The organism is Komagataeibacter oboediens (assembly GCF_003207815.1).
GTDB lineage: Bacteria > Pseudomonadota > Alphaproteobacteria > Acetobacterales > Acetobacteraceae > Komagataeibacter > Komagataeibacter oboediens.
The window spans coordinates 104,942-121,840 of the sequence record NZ_NKTX01000004.1 but is presented as its reverse complement, the minus strand read 5'-3'; the positions used below and the strand labels follow the sequence as shown (position 1 = coordinate 121,840).

The window sequence follows — 16,899 nt, the reverse complement described above, 5'->3', positions numbered from 1 at the left end:
TTTGAAAAGGATTCACCAAAAACCTTTCGTCCGGATCAGACAGCTTCTTATGCGTGGGAGGGCTGGGGGTCAGCAATCAGGGCCACGCGCAGGGCAGGGGAGACGGGCAGCCTGAGCACCTGCTGGTAAAATGCCAGTTCCAGTTCCCATGCCTGCCGGATGGTGGCTTCCTGCCGGAAACCATGGCCTTCGCCCTCAAACTCGTACAATGCACACGGCACCCCACGTCCGCGCAGGGCGGCGACCATGGACCGTGCCTGCGCGGGGGGCACCACCCGGTCATCCAGCCCCTGCAGGAACAGGACCGGCACCCGGATGTCCGCCACCTGTGTTATGGGCGAACGGGCCAGATAGGTTGCCTCATCCGCAGGGTAGGGACCAACCAGCGTATCCAGATAACGTGATTCAAACTTGTGGGTATCCTGCGCCAGAGCCCGCAGGTCGGTCACGCCATACAGACTGGTACCCGCCGCGAACAGGCTGGAGCGCGCCAGTGCCAGCAGCACGGTCAGACCGCCCGCGCTGCTGCCACGTATGACGATACGGGCCGGGTCAACCTGCCCGGTCGTGGCAAGGTACTGGCAGGCGGCAATGCAGTCATCCACGTCCACCACGCCCCACTGCCGTTCCAGCCGTTGCCGGTAGGCGCGGCCAAAACCGGTCGAACCACCATAATTGACGTCAACCACGGCGAACCCCCGGCTGGTCCACCACTGCACCTTGAATGAAAAGGCGGGATTGGCGCGTCCGGTCGGGCCCCCATGGGCGACAACAACCAGCGGCGGCTTTTCGCCGTCCGGCCCGCGATACCGGGTATTGGCGGGCGCATAGAAAAAGGCATGTCCCGTGCCCTCACCACCGGGCAGGGGAAAATGGATCGGGGCAGGGCGGGCGATGTCGGCTGCCGCCAGCGGCAGCTCCGTTGCCCGCCGCAGCACCTGTGGCGCATGGCCCGGCTGGCCGCGCACGACCGCCGCCGCGTTATCAGGCGGCGCATCCAGCCACGCGAACCCGTCCCCTTCCACCGGGACGGGGCAGCCGGACGGGTGGCCAAGGTCCAGCGGCGTCACCACGCCGTCACGGATGGAAACCATCCGGGTATCGCCATCGTTGATGACCATGGCAAGGATGCTGCCATCCGCCAGCGGCACGTAACTGCGCAGGCCGAACACCCAGTGGGGCTGGCCGATTTCGGCTTCCATGGGGGCCAGCGCCACGGGGGGGGAGGACGTCGTATCGAACCGGTAAAGATTCCACCATCCGCTGCGATCAGACAGCGCCAGCAACCGCCCCGCCGCGTCCCAGCAGGGTTCAATGACCGATTCCATCTGCGCGTCATCGCCCGCGGCACTCCACGGGGCGGCAAGGCGCGGCGGATCATCGCCTTCCTGCAGCAGGGTGGCGACACGCAGGCGCGTCGCATCCCACGGCATGGCGGGATGGTCCCATTCGATCCATGCCATATACCGCCCATCGGGCGAGGGGCGGGGGGAAGACAGGAAATCCGGCCCCATGACCAGCGGTGTCCCCCCATTGAACGCAGGATCCACCGTCGCCGTACAGTCCAGCACCACGATGGCGGCGGCAGGTTCCTCGTCTTCCGCGCGGTGGTCTTCCCGCACGCAGAACAGGAAGCGGCCGTCGGGGCTGAGTGTCAGGTCGGCATACCACAGCCCAGCCCCGGTCGAGAGGCAGCGCGGCGTCCCGCCTTCCACCAGCCACAGGCTGCCGTCGCGACGGTTGCTGAACGCAATGATACCCTGACACACCGCATACGCACCGCCGCCATATTCATGTACCCGGGTGCCGACATCAAACGGGGCAGGGGTCACGTCTTCCACCTGTCCCGCACGGGCACGGACCAGCACGCGCCGTCCCCCTTCGGCCGGGCGCCCCTCGATCCAGTAGATGTCACGCCCATCCACCCGCACATCCGACAGGGAAACCGTCTTTCCCGCCACAAGTGCCGCGCTGACGGGTGAGGGCCATGTGCCATAGGGGCGCACCCCGGTGCCTGTCGTGGCGCTGGTGCTGGACTGGGTCATGTTCTTGCTCCTGCCATTTGTGCGTGACAATGGTATCGGAATTGCACACACCGCGTTTTACGCTCTGTCGTCCATACCCTACATACTCTTTTTATTTGTGACAGGTAGTCCGCTGCTTCAGCATCTTGAACATCTTTTCCAGCATTACGGCTATGGCGTGATTGGCGTCATTGTCATGCTGGAAAGCATGGGAATCCCCCTGCCGGCGGAAACCCTGGTCATTTCGGCCGCGATCTACTGCGCCACCACCCACCGGCTGGATATTGCATGGGTGGCGACGGCCGCGATCGTGGGCGCGATTACAGGGGACAACCTTGGCTACCTGATCGGACGCTGGCTTGGCTACCCGCTGCTGGAACGCCATGGGCCCAAGGTGGGGCTGACGCTGCGGCGCCTCCAGACCGGCCGCTATCTGTTCGCGCGGTATGGGGGGATCATCGTCTGCGCGGGACGGTTCCTTGCCATCCTGCGTGTATTCGTGGCCCTGCTGGCGGGGGCCAACCATATGCCGTGGTCCAGATTTCTGGTGTACAATGCGCTGGGCGGCACGATATGGGCCGGTGGATATGCCTATGCCGCCTATTATCTGGGCCACAGGATCACACGCATTTCCGGCCCGGTGGGCATAACCGTCGCAATAGTGGGCGGAATTGTGATGGTATGCGCCATCATCTTCCTGCGCCGGCACGAAGCGCGCCTGACGGCGCAGGTGGAAGCCGCAGCCCTGAAGGAAATGCATCAACCCAAGGAACAGGCGGACACATGACCAGACACTGGACCATTCGGCAGGCCCCACGCATGGACGGACGCCTTGCCCTTGTCACCGGGGCCACTGGCGGCCTTGGCTACCAGACGGCCCTTGGCCTGGCGTCACGCGGGGCCCGGGTCATCCTGACGGGGCGCAATCCCGACAAGGGACTGGCCGCACTGACGCGCCTGCAGCTTGACGCGCCCGGGGCGGATGCCACGTTCCGGCTGCTTGATGTCTCGAGCCTTGAATCAATCGCGACCTTTGCCCATGCACTGGCGGAGGAAACCGACAGGCTGGACGTTCTGGTCAACAACGCGGGCGTCATGGGCACACCGCACCGCATGGAAACACGCGATGGTTTCGAAATGCAGTTTGGCACCAATTTCCTTGGTCCCTTTGCACTGACGGCCCGCCTGCGACCCCTGTTATGCGCGGTCCCGCACGGTGGCCGGGTGGTGACGGTGGCAAGCCTTGCCGCCCTGACCGGGCAGATCGTGTTTGACGACCTGCAGGCCCGCCGCCGTTATGCCCCCTTCCGCGCCTACCGGCAAAGCAAGCTGGCCGACCTGATCCTGGCGCTCGAACTGGACCGTCAGGCGCGCACGCACGGCTGGCCCCTGCATTCCATTGCCGCCCATCCCGGCTGGGCCAGGACCGATATCGCCACCAGCAGGCTGGATACGGAACAGGGGTTGCAGGAACGGCTTACCCGCATCGGCGCGGTCTGGGCGTTCCGCCTTATGGGACAGTCCGCAGCCCACGGCGCGCTGCCCATCGAATTCGCAGCCATGGCGCCGGAAGCTCGTGATGGTGGCTATTACGGACCGAGCGGCCAGGGTGAACGTCGAGGACATGTTACCGACGCCTTCGTTCCGCCCGCCGCCCGCGACCTGACCATTGCACGACGGCTGTGGCAGGTGGCGGAGCGGCTGACCGGCACATCGCTGTCATAAATGAGAAAGAATAAAAATTTCTGGCTGCTGCCTTGTTAAAAGGCGGCATTCCTGAAGCTTTTTGAAAAAAGCTTCACCAAAAACTTTTCCAACCGTCTCTCAGCGCCGGATAAAGGTCCAGTACAATGGCTGACGGCCTGCTTTCAGCGCCTTGGCTTCGTAACGGGTGGGGGGCCAGCCTTCGGGACGGAGTGTTGCGGGCGGCGCCGTTTCAAACAGTTCCTGCGCACCCATGACTTCCTCAACCCATGCCTGATAGGTCGGGTCATCGCTGGCTACGCGCCAGACCGCACCCGGACGCAGGATACGGGCAGCCTGCTTCACCGTTTCGGGGTGGACAAAACGCCGCTTCGCATGGCGTGACTTGGGCCACGGATCAGGAAACATGAGAAACAGGCGGTCAATGGACGCATCGGGCAGGCCGCGCAGCAGGATGCGGGCATCTTCATCCCATATCCGCAGCATATCAGGGACCGGGGCGGTTGCCTCCTCATCATCCGGCACGACGCGGGACAGCAGGGAACACAGCCCGTTTTCAAAGACTTCGCACGCGATATAGCCGACATCCGGATGGGCGGCATGCTGGGCCAGGGAATGTTCGCCACCGCCAAAACCGACTTCCAGCCATATCTGCGCCGGCCTGTGGCCGAAACCGGCCGCCGGGTCCGCAATGGCGGATTCCGGGAACCGCATCCGGAGCAATGTCTGGTCCAGAAGCCGCTGCTGGCGGGGACGCAGCGGATGGCCGCGCTGACGCCCGTAAAGCCGGTCAGGAGATGCCTTTACATCCACAGAGGCCGTCATATGTCCGAAAATCCTGCTCCTGCTGCCGCGTGGTGCACGCCGCACGGCATGATTACCCCATTGGGGCGGGGGAAAAACACAGCGGGGGCTGCCATGACCGGCTTTTGCAAGCAGTCATGGCAAGCCCCCGATGGGCTCCGGCCCGTATATAGGCCAAAGCAGGCGGAAGAATGAACCCGCCAGAATGCCGCCTTTCCGAAAAAAGGCGGCGTCCAGAAAATTTTACCGTCTTTTAGCGGTTGAAGGCACCACGCAGGGCACCGACCAGATCGGTCTGTTCCCACGTGAAATCGTCCTTCGCCGCATCCGGCGTGCGGCCAAAGTGGCCGTAAGCGGAGGTCTGGGTGTAGATCGGACGGTTCAGGCGCAGATGCTTGCGGATACCGCGCGGAGACAGGTCCATGACCTCACGCAGCACGCGGCCCAGCTTTTCCTCATCGACATCCTTGCCCGTGCCATCCAGGTCAACATAGACCGACAGCGGATGAGACACGCCAATGGCGTAGGAAATCTGCAGCGTGCAGCGATCAGCAAGACCAGCCGCCACAACATTCTTCGCCAGGTAACGGCAGGCATAGGCCGCCGAACGATCAACCTTCGTCGGATCCTTGCCCGAGAACGCGCCACCGCCATGCGGTGCCGCACCGCCATAGGTATCCACGATGATCTTGCGCCCCGTCAGGCCGCAGTCACCATCCGGCCCGCCGATGACGAACACGCCGGTGGGGTTAACGTAGAATTCATCTTCCGGCGGCATCCAGCCTTCCGGCAGGACGTCGCGCACGATGCTGCCCAGTTCCTCACGGATGGTGGCCTGGCTGGCCCCTTCAACGTGCTGGGTGGAAATCACGACGGAAGTGGCGCCAACGGGCTTGCCATCGACATAGCGCAGGGTGACCTGGCTCTTGGCGTCCGGCTGCAGGGCTGCGGCACGCGGGTCGCCAGCCTTACGCAGGTCACGCACGCGGTGCAGGATATCATGCGCATAGAACAGCGGCGCAGGCATCAGGCTTTCGGTTTCACGCGTGGCGAAACCGAACATGATGCCCTGGTCGCCAGCGCCCTCGTCCTTTTCACCGGCGCTGTCCACGCCCACGGCAATATCGGCGGACTGTGCGTGGAGGTAGTATTCCACCTCGGCATTGCGCCATGAGAAACCGGCCTGATCGTAGCCGATGTCCTTCACCGCGTCGCGCGCGCCCTGAATCAGCAGGTCGGGGGTGACGGAGGCCGGGCCACGGACTTCACCCGCAAGGATGATGCGGTTGGTGGTGACCATCGTTTCACACGCAACGCGCGATTCACCGTCTGCCGTCAGGAATGCATCGAGAACGGTATCACTGATCCGGTCGGCGACCTTGTCGGGATGCCCTTCGGATACCGATTCCGATGTAAACAGAAAATCGCCTTTATTACGCATGATGGTCCTGTCTGCCTCGTGTGGAGTAGAATAACGCCTGCGAAACCGGGCGTACGATCGCATGCGTTTGGCCGAAACAGGACCAAGCGTCAAGCCATTTCCCTGAATACCACCATCCCACGCCACACCCCCGGCATGCCCGGTTATGCAGGGCGGTCCAGCCCCAGTACGTCTTCCATATCATAAAGGCCGGGCGCACGCCCCGACAGCCACCGCGCCGCCCGGACCGCGCCGGTGGCATAGACCCGACGGTCAAAAGACCGGTGGGTCAGGCTGATCTGTTCATGCCCCGATGTAAAAATGACCGAGTGCTCGCCCACGATCTGCCCACCACGCAGGGCGGCGAAGCCGATCGCCCCATCCGCGCGCGGGCCGGTATGTCCGTCGCGACCACTTTCGATATGATCTTCCAGCCTTACACCACGGCCTGCGGCTACCGCGCGGCCCATGGCCAGCGCCGTGCCCGATGGGGCATCGACCTTCTGCCGGTGATGCATCTCCAGAATTTCGGCATCATATTCACTGCCGGGCAGGACGGCGGCCATCTGCCGCGCCAGCCGGGTGACCAGCGTCACACCGGGGGAGAAATTGGCAGCCTGCACCACCGCGATCTTCTGTGCCGCCGCATCAACCGCCTGCTGCTGCGCCGGGGACAGGCCCGTCGTACCCAGCACCCATGCGGTACCGGTTTCAGTCAGTGCCGTTGCATGCGGAACAACCGTATCGGCATGGGTGAAATCAATCACGACATCGCAATGACGCGCCAGTTCGGCAATATCGGCATATACCGGGCATTCGATACCCGCGACTTTCTGCCCATCACGTGTCGTGCCACCAGCCAGAATGGCGTCACCGGCGGGCACTTCTTCAGCCAGCAGGCGACCCACGCGCCCGTTCAGGCCCGCGATCCCGATACGCAATGACTGCGCGTTCATTGAGCTTCTCCACCATTGTCCAGATATAGAAATAGCGGCGCGACCGGGGGATCGCGCCGCCTGGGCCTATTCATGGTGCAAGTTGGGGGGGATTCACCATGAATAGTGACCACGACCCTACACCTGAATAATCTGTCATTTCAACCGCCGCCCTTGCATGTCAGTTCAGGAAAGAGGCGGCTTACAGCTTGCCTTCAAAAAAATCCTTCACCTTGCTGAAGAAACCGGTGCTTTCGGGGCTGCCCTTGGCATGACCCGCGGCGTCGCCTTCAAATTCCTCCAGCAGTTCGCGCTGGCGCTTGGTCAGATGGCGCGGCGTTTCCACCACGACCTGGATATACATATCGCCACGGGCGGAAGACCGCAGGACCGAAAACCCCTTGCCGCGCAGGCGGAAATGTTCGCCCGTCTGGGTTCCTGCCGGAATCTTGACCTTGGTGCGCGACCCGTCCACGACCGGCACCTCGATTTCGGTGCCGAGGGCGGCCTGCGCCATGCGCACGGGCACGCGGCAGTAGATGTTGGCGCCATCGCGCTGGAAGATCGCATGCTGTTCAACCGATACATGGACATACAGATCGCCTGCGGGCACGCCCTTGCCGCCGGATTCCCCTTCGCCGGAAATACGGATGCGGGTGCCATCTTCCACCCCGGCGGGGATCGTGACCTCAATGGTGCGGTTCTTTTCCACCGTGCCGGTACCGTGACATTCCTTGCACGGATTGCGGATCAGGCGGCCCGAGCCATGACAGGTGGGGCAGGGACGTTCCACGAAAAAGAAGCCCTGCTGCGCACGTACCTTCCTCGCGCCATGGCACGACGGGCAGGTTTCGGGCTGTGCATCCTTGTCCGCCGACCCGGTGCCGTCACAGCTTTCGCAGGTGACGCGGGTGGGAACGGTGATCTTTTTCTTAACGCCGGCAAAGGCCTCAGCAAAGGTGATGGTCACCTGCACCTGCAGGTCGGCACCCGAACGGCGGCCACCGCGCCTGCCGCCCATCATGTCGCCGAACATCTGTTCGAAAATGTCGCCCAGACCTCCACCACCGAAATCAAAGCCGCCAGCGCCGGGACCACCGCCCTCGAACGCCGCATGGCCGAACCGGTCATAGGCCGCGCGCTTCTGGTCGTCCTTCAGCACGTCGTAGGCTTCGTTGATTTCCTTGAACCTGTTTTCCGCTTCCGCATCCCCGGGGTTCCGGTCGGGATGGTACTTCATGGCCAGCTTGCGATACGCCCGCTTGATCTCGTCACCATTGGCATCGCGAGAAACTTCAAGGACTGCGTAATAATCTATCTTGGTGGCCATGTGGGTCCTCTAGCAAACGCGGCCGCCCGGCATCCTTGCGGCACGATCCTCGCGTTCCAGAATAGTGTTGTTGTGCAGAATATGAAAAGCGCCCGTCTTCACAGAAGCACGGGCGCCACCCTGGTGGAAAGGTCGGGCGGGCCCGAAGGCCCGCCCTCCATTCCGGAGCCTGTATGACGCCTTGCGGCGATCAGGACTTCTTGGAGTCGTCCACGTCTTCAAAGTCGGCGTCGACAACCTTTTCGTCCTTCGGCGCACCGCCGGGGGCAGCACCCGCTGCACCGGCAGCACCTTCGGCCTGGCCTGCCTTGTAGACCGCTTCGCCAACCTTCATGGCAACCTGCGTCAGGCGATCGGTCGCCGTCTTCAGGGCTTCGGCATCGGTACCTTCAAGTGCCTTGCGCACATCGGCAATCGCTGCTTCCGCTTCGGTCTTGTCAGCCGCCGGAACCTTGTCGCCTGCTTCCGCCAGCGACTTCTCGACCTGGTGGGTCAGACCTTCGGCCTGGTTACGGGCCTCGACCTGTTCCTTCTTCACCTTGTCGGCTGCGGCGTTGGCTTCGGCATCCTTCACCATCTTTTCGATGTCGGATTCCGACAGACCACCAGATGCCTGGATCTTGATCTGCTGTTCCTTGCCGGTCGCCTTGTCCTTGGCCGAGACGGACACGATGCCGTTGGCGTCAATGTCGAACGTCACCTCGATCTGCGGCACGCCACGCGGTGCGGGGGCGATACCGGTCAGGTCAAATGTGCCCAGCAGCTTGTTGTCAGCCGCCATTTCACGCTCGCCCTGATAGACCTTGATGGTCACGGCGCTCTGGTTGTCTTCCGCGGTCGAGAAGGTCTGGCTCTTCTTCGTCGGGATCGTCGTGTTGCGGTCGATCAGGCGGGTGAACACACCACCCAGCGTCTCGATACCCAGCGACAGCGGCGTCACGTCGAGCAGCAGCACGTCCTTGACGTCGCCCTGCAGCACGGCACCCTGAACAGCCGCGCCAATGGCGACCACTTCGTCAGGGTTCACGTTGCGGGCGGGTTCCTTGCCGAAGAACTCCTTAACGGCCTCGATCACCTTCGGCATACGGGTCATGCCGCCGACGAGGATGACTTCGTCAATCTCACCAGCCGAAACCGACGCGTCCTTCATGGCGGCGCGGCAGGGTTCCAGCGTGCGCTGGATCAGGTCGTCCACCAGGCTTTCCAGCTTCGCACGGGTCAGCTTGACCACGAGGTGCTTCGGACCGGAGGCATCCGCCGTGATGAACGGCAGGTTGATCTCGGTTTCCTTGGCGGAAGACAGTTCGATCTTCGCCTTTTCAGCTGCTTCCTTCAGACGCTGCAGGGCCAGCTTGTCCTGACGCAGGTCGATGCCCTGCTCACGCTTGAACTCGTCAGCCAGGAAGCCGATGATGCGGGCGTCAAAGTCTTCACCGCCGAGGAAGGTGTCACCGTTGGTGGACTTCACCTCGATCACGCCGTCGGAGATTTCGAGGATGGACACGTCGAACGTGCCGCCGCCAAGGTCATAGACCGCGACCGTGCCGCCGTTCTTCTTCTGCAGGCCATAGGCAAGCGCTGCGGCAGTCGGTTCGTTGATGATGCGCAGAACTTCCAGACCGGCGATCCGGCCGGCATCCTTGGTGGCCTGACGCTGTGCATCGTTGAAGTACGCGGGAACCGTGATGACGGCCTGCGTAACCTTCTCGCCCAGATAAGCTTCGGCGGTTTCCTTCATCTTGCCCAGAATGAAGGCGGAAATCTGCGCAGGGGCGTATTTCTTGCCCTGTGCCTCGACCCATGCGTCGCCATTGTCACCCTTCACGATGGCGTAGGGGACCAGTTCCTTGTCCTTCGCCACGGTGGGGTCGTCGTAACGACGGCCGATCAGGCGCTTGACCGCATACAGGGTGTTGGACGGGTTTGTGACGGCCTGACGCTTCGCTGCCTGACCGACCAGCATTTCACCGCTGTCGGTAAAGGCCACCATGGACGGGGTGGTGCGTGCGCCTTCGCTGTTCTCGATAACCCGCGTCTCGTCGCCTTCGCGCACGGCAACGCAGGAATTGGTCGTACCAAGGTCGATACCGATAACCTTGCTCATTCAGATACTCTCCTTTTCAGCGGCCTGCCCGGACCCGAAGCATCGGGGCAGACCCTTTCTTCAATATCGTCCGGTGAGGGGGCGGACTGTCTGTTCCACATCCGCCCATGGCACCGGTGTTACCATCCGATGTAGGCAGCCCCCGCGCAGCTTTCAAGGGTCTGAAGACATGCGCGGAAACGATTTCACCCTGCCTGCGCCGGCCCCTTTGACACGACAACCATTGCCGGCTTGAGCAGCCGCCCGTGCAGCGTCCATGCGGGGGTCCAGGCCTCCATCACGGTGCCCTGCGCGTGTTCGTCGCTATGCTGTTCGGCCATGGCCTGATGGAGGTTGGCGTCAAAGGGCTTGCCCTTTGCGTCTTCCGCCTTGATGCCATTGCGTTCCAGAATGCCCACGAACGACCGTTCGGTGCTTTCGATCCCTTCGCGCATGCGCGTCAGGATGTTGTCCTCGCCTTCGGTCGGCTGGGGCAGGCTGGCCAGCGCGCGCTTGAGGTTTTCGGCCGCTTCGACCACGTCCTTGGCGAATTTCTGCACGGCGTACTGCCGGGCGTCTTCCACCTCGCGCTTGGCGCGGTTGCGCACGTTCTGGGTTTCGGCTTCTGCACGGACCCATTTGTCACGCAGGGTCGCGACCTCGGCCTCCAGTTCGGCTATGCGCGGATCGACCGCGGCCTGCCCGGCCTGAGCTTCCGGCGCCTGGCCGGAATGCTCGGCCGTCGCGGGGTTGGGTGTGCCGTCGCCGTTTGCGGCATCGGCAAAGGGGGTGGGGTCTGTGTTCTCGCTCATGCTCTTACAAGTAGGTAACGGCTGGCCAATGGACAAGGCATTGCGTTCCCGGCAGGCATGCCGTTTTTGCGCAACTTGTCCCGATTCCATGGAACAGCCGGAACGTCATGGACGTTCCAGTGAAGCAGGATACCCGCATCCCCTCATGACATGCGGGTGAATATGACGCTATGCTACATACGTGCGCCGGACAAGAACCGGCGGCCATGCCCGCATCGGCAGAGGAGCGAAAAGAGACCCCCCATGGAGCCAACGAAACAGACGATCGTGCTGGTTGATGATGACAGGAACATCCTGACCTCCGTGCAGATGACGCTGGAGGCGGAGGGATTCATTGTCCGCACCTATACCGATGGCGAAAGTGCGCTGCACGGTCTGTCGTCACGGCCGGCGGATCTGGCGGTGCTGGATATCAAGATGCCGCGCATGGACGGGATGGAACTGCTGCAGCGCCTGCGCGCGCGCTCGCAACTGCCGATCATTTTCCTGTCTTCCAAGGATGAGGAGGTCGACCAGCTGATGGGCCTGCGGCTGGGGGCGGATGACTACATCACCAAGCCCTTTTCCCAGCGCCTGCTGCTGGAACGCATCCGTGCGCTGCTGCGCCGCAACGAGGTCAGCCGCAGCGAGGCTGCAGGCGTAAGCCCCACCGGCACCATGGTACGGGGCGGGCTGTCGCTGGATGAAACGCGGCACCAGTGCCTGTGGCATGGCCGCGATATCCAGCTTACGGTTACCGAATTCCTGCTGGTCAAGGCGCTTGCCGCACGTCCCGGCCTGGTCAAGTCACGTGACCAGCTGATTGACGCGGCATATGGCGAGAACATCTATGTCGATGACCGCACGATCGACAGCCATATCAAGCGCGTGCGCAAGAAATTCCGCCAGGTCGATGAGGAATTCAACCAGATCGAGACCCTGTACGGAATCGGCTACCGTTACAAGGAAGAATGACCCAGCCGGTGCCGCGTCCCGTTCTTTCCCTGCCCCCGGCTGTCCTTACCCCCCTGCGCCGCCTGATCCCGCGCCGGTGGAGCGGGGAGGGCAGGAACGCGGTCGCGGAATTCATGGAATACCGCACCCGGCTGGTTTCGCCGCTCATGCGGCGCATCCTGCTGGTCAATACGCTGCCGCTGGGGCTGCTGGCGCTGACGCTGCTGTACCTGACGCAGTTCCAGAACAGCCTGCTGGAAGCCGAGGTTTCGGCGCTGCGTGAACAGGCCTGCATCTATGCCGGCGCGCTGGGACAGAGTGCTGTCATCGTCTCGCGCCATGACGTGACGCTCGAACCCAATCTTGCCCGCCCGCTGCTGCTGCGCCTGACCGAACCAAGCCCCAGCGCACATGCCCGCCTGTTCGCCCCCGACGGGCAGATCGTGGCGGACAGTCGCGTGGAACAGGCCGGTCGCCACGGCAATACCGCCAGCCCCCCTGTGCCCCCCGCGGCGGAGGAGGATGAGCATTCCCCGCTGTATCCCCCGTCGGTCAACATGGGCGAACGGCTGTACAACTGGCTCCTGGCACAGCTGCCCACCCTGTCGGGTGAGCGGATCATGACGCTGGACACGCCGGATTCCGATCCTTCCATCCAGCCAGTGACCCAGCCGGATGGCACGCGGGTCATGGAAATACCGCCCTATATCCGCCGTAACGCCAACCACCAGCTTATGGTTACGGTGGCCGAACCCGTCATGCATGACGGGCGGACAACGGTGGGCATCATTCAGCTTACGCGGGAAGCACGTGACGTGGACCGTTCGCTGTTTGCCGTGCGGTCGTCCATCCTGTCGCTGTTCCTCATGGCGCTGGCGCTGACCATCCTGCTGTCATGGTACCTGTCACTGACCATCGCGCGCCCACTGCTGCGACTGGCGGCATCCGCCCATACCATGCGCGAATCCTCCAGCCGTACGGACGTGGTGCCCGAACGCCTGCTGGCGCGACGCGATGAAATCGGCGAAGTCGCCCGCGCGCTTCAGGACAGCGCCAGCGCGCTATGGGCCCGGATGGACGCCATCGAACGGTTTGCTGCCGATGTCAGCCATGAAATCAAGAACCCACTGTCCTCCATCCGCTCGGCCATCGAAAGCCTGCTGCGCATCGACGACCCCGTACGCCAGCAGCGGCTGCTGTCGATCATCAACGATGACGTGCGCCGACTCGACCGCCTGATTACCGACATTGCCGACGCCAGCCGTGTGGATGCCGAACTGTCGCGCGCGCGCGCGGAACCGGTGGCCATAGTGCCGCTGCTGTCGGTACTGGTGGAAATACACCAGACCACCCGCCAGCCGGGACAGCCCTACATGGCGGTGGCCAGCAGCGGCGACAGTCCCGAACGGCGGCTGACCGTCCTTGCGGTGGAAGACAGGCTGGTGCAGGTCCTGCGCAACCTGATCGGCAACGCGATTTCCTTTTCCCCGCCCGATGGCAAGATCCTGCTGAGCGCGGTGCCGGCAGGCGGCATGGTCGAAATCGCGGTCAGTGATGAAGGACCGGGCATTCCGCAGGCCAAGCTGGACAATATTTTCGACCGTTTTTATTCGGAACGCCCCAGCAGCGAGAATTTCGGGCAGCACTCGGGTCTTGGCCTGTCCATCAGCAAGCAGATCATCGAAGCCCTGCGCGGCACCATCAGTGCCGAAAACCGCATCGACGCCGATGGCCATGTCCAGGGTGCGCGCTTCGTGATCTGCCTGCCGCGGGTGGATGTGAAGCCGGAGGTCAGCCGACCTCATCCGTAGCGCGGGCATACCGGCGGTAGCGGAATGGTGGCGGTTCGGCAGGCAGGGTTTCCAGCACCCGGACGACACGGTCATGATCGGGTGCCCGGCTGCATACGGGATCGGTCGCCGCGGCATTCCCCGCCAGCGCAAGCGCCTGACAGCGGCAGCCTCCCCAGTCCTTTTCCCGCTGGTCACAGCTGCGACACGGCTGGGGCATCCAGTCCGTACCCCGGAACATGGTGAACAGCGGGGAGTCGCGCCAGATATGTGCAAGCGTATCATGCCGCACATCGGGAAAGGCGACATTGGGGATCGTTTCGGCCGCATGGCAGGGCAGCACCCGGCCCGAGGGCGAGATATTGATGAACCGACGCCCCCAGCCCCCCATGCAGGGTTTGGGACGGTCGGCATAATAATCGGGCGTGACGTAATCTATGGTCAGGCGGCCGGCGTATTTCTGACGCGCGGCTTCCACTGCCTGCGTGGTCTGTTCAAGCTGTGCCGCCGTGGGCATGAGGGCCTCGCGATTGGCCAGCCCCCAGCCATAATACTGCGTATGCGCGATCTCGACCCGGCGCGCGCCCATTTCCACCGCCGCATCCAGCATCTGTGGCACGCGGTCGGCATTTTCGCGGTATATGACGAAGTTCAGCGTCAGTGGCATGCCATCCGCCGCAATCAGACGTGCAGCTTCCAGCTTGCGCGCCTGCGCGCCCTTCATGCCGCCCACATGTTCGGCATTGGCGGTATCGATATCCTGAAAGGACAGCTGGACATGATCCAGCCCGGCATCCACCAGCACGGGAAAGGTCTTTTCGTTCAGCAGCACGCCAGAGGTAATGAGGTTGGTGTAAAGACCCAGCCCCACCGCATGACGGATCAGGTCGGGCAGGTCCGGGCGGCTCATCGGTTCCCCGCCCGAGAAATGGACCTGCAGCACGCCCATTTCCGCGGCCTGGTCCAGCACGCTGATCCAGTCCTGCGTGGACAGTTCGTTGCGGCGCGGTTCCAGCGCCAGCGGGTTGGAACAGTACGGGCACTGCAACGGGCAGCGATGCGTCAGTTCCGCCAGAAGGCTCATGGGGGAAAGGATGGTTTCTGTCATGCCACCAGCACCTGCCGCGTCATAAGGTCACTGACCATGACATGGACATCGCGGCCGATCACATCAACCGGGGCCGCGAAACGGTTGGCCAGATCCGCCACGATCTGACCCAGCGTACGCGTGCCATCAACCAGTTTCAGCACCTCCGCCGCGATGGGATCGGGGATGAAGGCGCGTTCGGGAGCCTGGATGATCCACCGTTCACGCACGCGGTCATGCTGTAGCCGGACCCCGCGCGCGAAACGGATAACGCTGTCATCCGTAAGACCTGTGGTCATGCCACATCCGGGCGGAACGCGCCGGGGGGAATGCGGCCGGGATTGACATAGGCGTATTCCAGTTCATCCAGCATGGCCCACAATACGCCACACTTGAACTTCAGCGCGCCCAGTACCGCCTGCTGCTGTTCGGGCGTGCGGGCATTTTCCTTCACGTAACCCAGCGCGAAATCGGAATCACGCGGGGCCTGCGTCAGACGCGGCTGGAAGTAGGCTAGCGTTTCGGGCGTAATGAAATCATAATGCCGCAGCATGCCCGCGACCCGCTCACTGATGATGGTGGGCGAGAACAGTTCGGTCAGTGATGAAGCAATGGCTTCAAGAATGGACCGGTCGCGCACGAACGCCACATAGGCATCCACCGCGAACCGCGTGGCGGGCAGCAGCCCTTCGAGCGATTCGACATAGGCACGGTCCAGCCCCAGCCCGTCGGTCAGCTTCAGCCAGCGTGCCACGCCGCCCGTGCCCGGTGCATCACCATCATGGTCCACCAGCCGCCTGCGCCATTCACGCCGCAGTTCCGCCGTGGGCAGGCGGGCAAGCAGCGTTGCGTCCTTGGCCGGGATGCTGGCCTGGTAATAATAGCGGTTCAGCGCCCATGCCTGCACCTGCCCGCGCTTCAGCCGCCCGTCATGCAGCGCACGGTGGAAGGGGTGCAGGTTGTGATAGCGTTCCGCCCCGATGGCGCGCAGTGCGGCTTCCAGTTCATCGGGGGAAAGCAGGGGTGCGCTCATGCCGTAATCCTCATCCCGTCGTGGGAGACTTCCCACCCTGCGGCCTCGACGGCGGCGCGTTCGGGCGAATCCGCCAGAAGGACAGGGTTGGAATTGTTGATATGTATGAAAATCTTGCGTTTGATGCTCAGGTCACGCAGGGCAGCAATGGTGCCGTCCATGCCATCAATGGACATATGGCCCATGCGGCGACCGGTTTTCTCACCCAGTCCCGCGCGGACCATCTCGTCATCAACCCATAGCGTGCCATCAAAGAACACGGCATCCGCCCCACGCAGGCGCACGCGCAGGTTGTCGGTCATGCGCGCGCAGCCGGGCACGAAACAGACACGATGCTGCCCGTCGGATATTTCCAGCCCGACCGTTTCGCCATTTTCACAGATTGCCGCCGGGTCCGGCCCGGACTCGGCATAAAGCGGCACCTTGCCCGGCACCGCGAACGGTACGATGGTCAGCCCGGCTGGCGTGCCGTCACCCAGCTTCAGCGCCAGCGACTGATCGAGTCCCATAGGCGTGCGGGTCACGACCGCGCGGTTCAGGGCTTCAAAAATGGGATTGGCGTCCAGCATGGACAGCACTTCGGGTGTTGCCAGCAGGGTAAAGGGCTGACGTTCGCGCAGGGTCAGCAGGCCGGTGATGGTATCCACCTCGCCGCCCGTCAGGATGACACCGGCGATGGGCGTGGACCGCAGGCCTTCGCTGGGGTGCAGGGCCGGGGTCTGGTTTATCTGGGCCCGCAGGTCGGGGGAGGCATTGACCACGAACCAGTTCTTTCCATCCCCACTTATGGCGATGGAAGCCTGTGTGCGGGGCAGGGCTGCCGGATCGCCGGCCCTGGCCCGCCTGCAACCGGGAGCGTTGGAATTCCATTGTGGAAATCCGCCACCCGCCGCCGCGCCGAGAACGATAATGTCGATCATGGACGCAGACTGTAAAAGAAAATC

15 protein-coding genes are annotated in these 16,899 nt (G+C 63.2%); 4 read left to right on the top strand and 11 right to left on the bottom strand.

Annotation, left to right across the window (positions count from 1 at the left end):
* Nucleotides 1-47: 47 nt before the first annotated feature.
* Nucleotides 48-2,045: a S9 family peptidase gene (locus tag CFR80_RS04295; RefSeq protein WP_110507114.1), complete on the bottom strand. Its 1,998-nt coding sequence runs from the start codon at nt 2,043-2,045 to the stop codon at nt 48-50.
* Between CFR80_RS04295 and CFR80_RS04290 the strand changes: the two genes are divergently transcribed.
* Both CFR80_RS04290 and CFR80_RS04285 read left to right on the top strand, forming a co-directional pair.
* Nucleotides 2,044-2,811 carry a DedA family protein gene (locus CFR80_RS04290; RefSeq protein ID WP_029329336.1) on the top strand — a complete coding sequence of 256 codons (768 nt, stop codon included), beginning with the start codon at nt 2,044-2,046 and terminating at the stop codon, nt 2,809-2,811. The two genes, CFR80_RS04295 and CFR80_RS04290, sit on opposite strands and share 2 nt — an antisense overlap.
* Nucleotides 2,808-3,749, top strand: coding sequence for an SDR family oxidoreductase (locus CFR80_RS04285; protein WP_010513629.1), 942 nt, complete (start codon nt 2,808-2,810; stop codon nt 3,747-3,749). Before CFR80_RS04290 ends, CFR80_RS04285 begins: the two co-directional genes overlap by 4 nt.
* Nucleotides 3,750-3,848: 99 nt before the next feature.
* On the opposite strand, the gene trmB is transcribed toward CFR80_RS04285, so the two are convergent.
* The 6 genes from trmB to CFR80_RS04255 form a co-directional block, all read right to left on the bottom strand.
* Nucleotides 3,849-4,553: a tRNA (guanine(46)-N(7))-methyltransferase TrmB gene (gene trmB / locus CFR80_RS04280; protein ID WP_010513631.1), complete on the bottom strand. Its 705-nt coding sequence runs from the start codon at nt 4,551-4,553 to the stop codon at nt 3,849-3,851.
* 232 nt (nt 4,554-4,785) lie between these two features.
* On the bottom strand, nt 4,786-5,973 hold the full coding sequence (metK, locus tag CFR80_RS04275; RefSeq protein WP_010513632.1) for a methionine adenosyltransferase: 1,188 nt from the start codon (nt 5,971-5,973) through the stop codon (nt 4,786-4,788).
* Nucleotides 5,974-6,116: 143 nt separating this feature from the next.
* Nucleotides 6,117-6,908 carry a 4-hydroxy-tetrahydrodipicolinate reductase gene (dapB, locus tag CFR80_RS04270; RefSeq protein ID WP_010513633.1) on the bottom strand — a complete coding sequence of 264 codons (792 nt, stop codon included), beginning with the start codon at nt 6,906-6,908 and terminating at the stop codon, nt 6,117-6,119.
* Between the two features lie 181 nt (nt 6,909-7,089).
* A complete protein-coding gene (gene dnaJ, locus CFR80_RS04265) occupies nt 7,090-8,217 on the bottom strand; it encodes a molecular chaperone DnaJ (RefSeq protein WP_010513634.1) in 1,128 nt (375 codons plus the stop codon).
* Between the two features lie 190 nt (nt 8,218-8,407).
* Nucleotides 8,408-10,321, bottom strand: coding sequence for a molecular chaperone DnaK (dnaK, locus tag CFR80_RS04260; protein WP_010513636.1), 1,914 nt, complete (start codon nt 10,319-10,321; stop codon nt 8,408-8,410).
* 185 nt (nt 10,322-10,506) lie between these two features.
* Nucleotides 10,507-11,112 carry a nucleotide exchange factor GrpE gene (locus tag CFR80_RS04255; protein WP_010513637.1) on the bottom strand — a complete coding sequence of 202 codons (606 nt, stop codon included), beginning with the start codon at nt 11,110-11,112 and terminating at the stop codon, nt 10,507-10,509.
* Between the two features lie 243 nt (nt 11,113-11,355).
* Here CFR80_RS04255 and CFR80_RS04250 point away from each other — a divergent pair, with 243 nt between their 5' ends.
* On the top strand, nt 11,356-12,066 hold the full coding sequence (locus tag CFR80_RS04250) for a response regulator transcription factor (RefSeq protein WP_010513638.1): 711 nt from the start codon (nt 11,356-11,358) through the stop codon (nt 12,064-12,066).
* Between the two features lie 113 nt (nt 12,067-12,179).
* Nucleotides 12,180-13,856: a stimulus-sensing domain-containing protein gene (locus CFR80_RS04245; protein WP_258367729.1), complete on the top strand. Its 1,677-nt coding sequence runs from the start codon at nt 12,180-12,182 to the stop codon at nt 13,854-13,856.
* On the opposite strand, the gene pqqE is transcribed toward CFR80_RS04245, so the two are convergent.
* The 4 genes from pqqE to pqqB are packed head-to-tail and all read right to left on the bottom strand — an operon-like array spanning nt 13,837 to nt 16,875.
* On the bottom strand, nt 13,837-14,943 hold the full coding sequence (pqqE, locus tag CFR80_RS04240) for a pyrroloquinoline quinone biosynthesis protein PqqE (protein WP_010513641.1): 1,107 nt from the start codon (nt 14,941-14,943) through the stop codon (nt 13,837-13,839). The two genes, CFR80_RS04245 and pqqE, sit on opposite strands and share 20 nt — an antisense overlap.
* Nucleotides 14,940-15,221 carry a pyrroloquinoline quinone biosynthesis peptide chaperone PqqD gene (gene pqqD, locus CFR80_RS04235; protein ID WP_010513642.1) on the bottom strand — a complete coding sequence of 94 codons (282 nt, stop codon included), beginning with the start codon at nt 15,219-15,221 and terminating at the stop codon, nt 14,940-14,942. The genes pqqE and pqqD overlap by 4 nt, the downstream gene beginning before the upstream one ends.
* On the bottom strand, nt 15,218-15,955 hold the full coding sequence (pqqC, locus tag CFR80_RS04230) for a pyrroloquinoline-quinone synthase PqqC (RefSeq protein ID WP_010513643.1): 738 nt from the start codon (nt 15,953-15,955) through the stop codon (nt 15,218-15,220). Before pqqC ends, pqqD begins: the two co-directional genes overlap by 4 nt.
* Nucleotides 15,952-16,875: a pyrroloquinoline quinone biosynthesis protein PqqB gene (gene pqqB / locus CFR80_RS04225; RefSeq protein ID WP_110507113.1), complete on the bottom strand. Its 924-nt coding sequence runs from the start codon at nt 16,873-16,875 to the stop codon at nt 15,952-15,954. The genes pqqC and pqqB overlap by 4 nt, the downstream gene beginning before the upstream one ends.
* Nucleotides 16,876-16,899 lie beyond the last annotated feature (24 nt).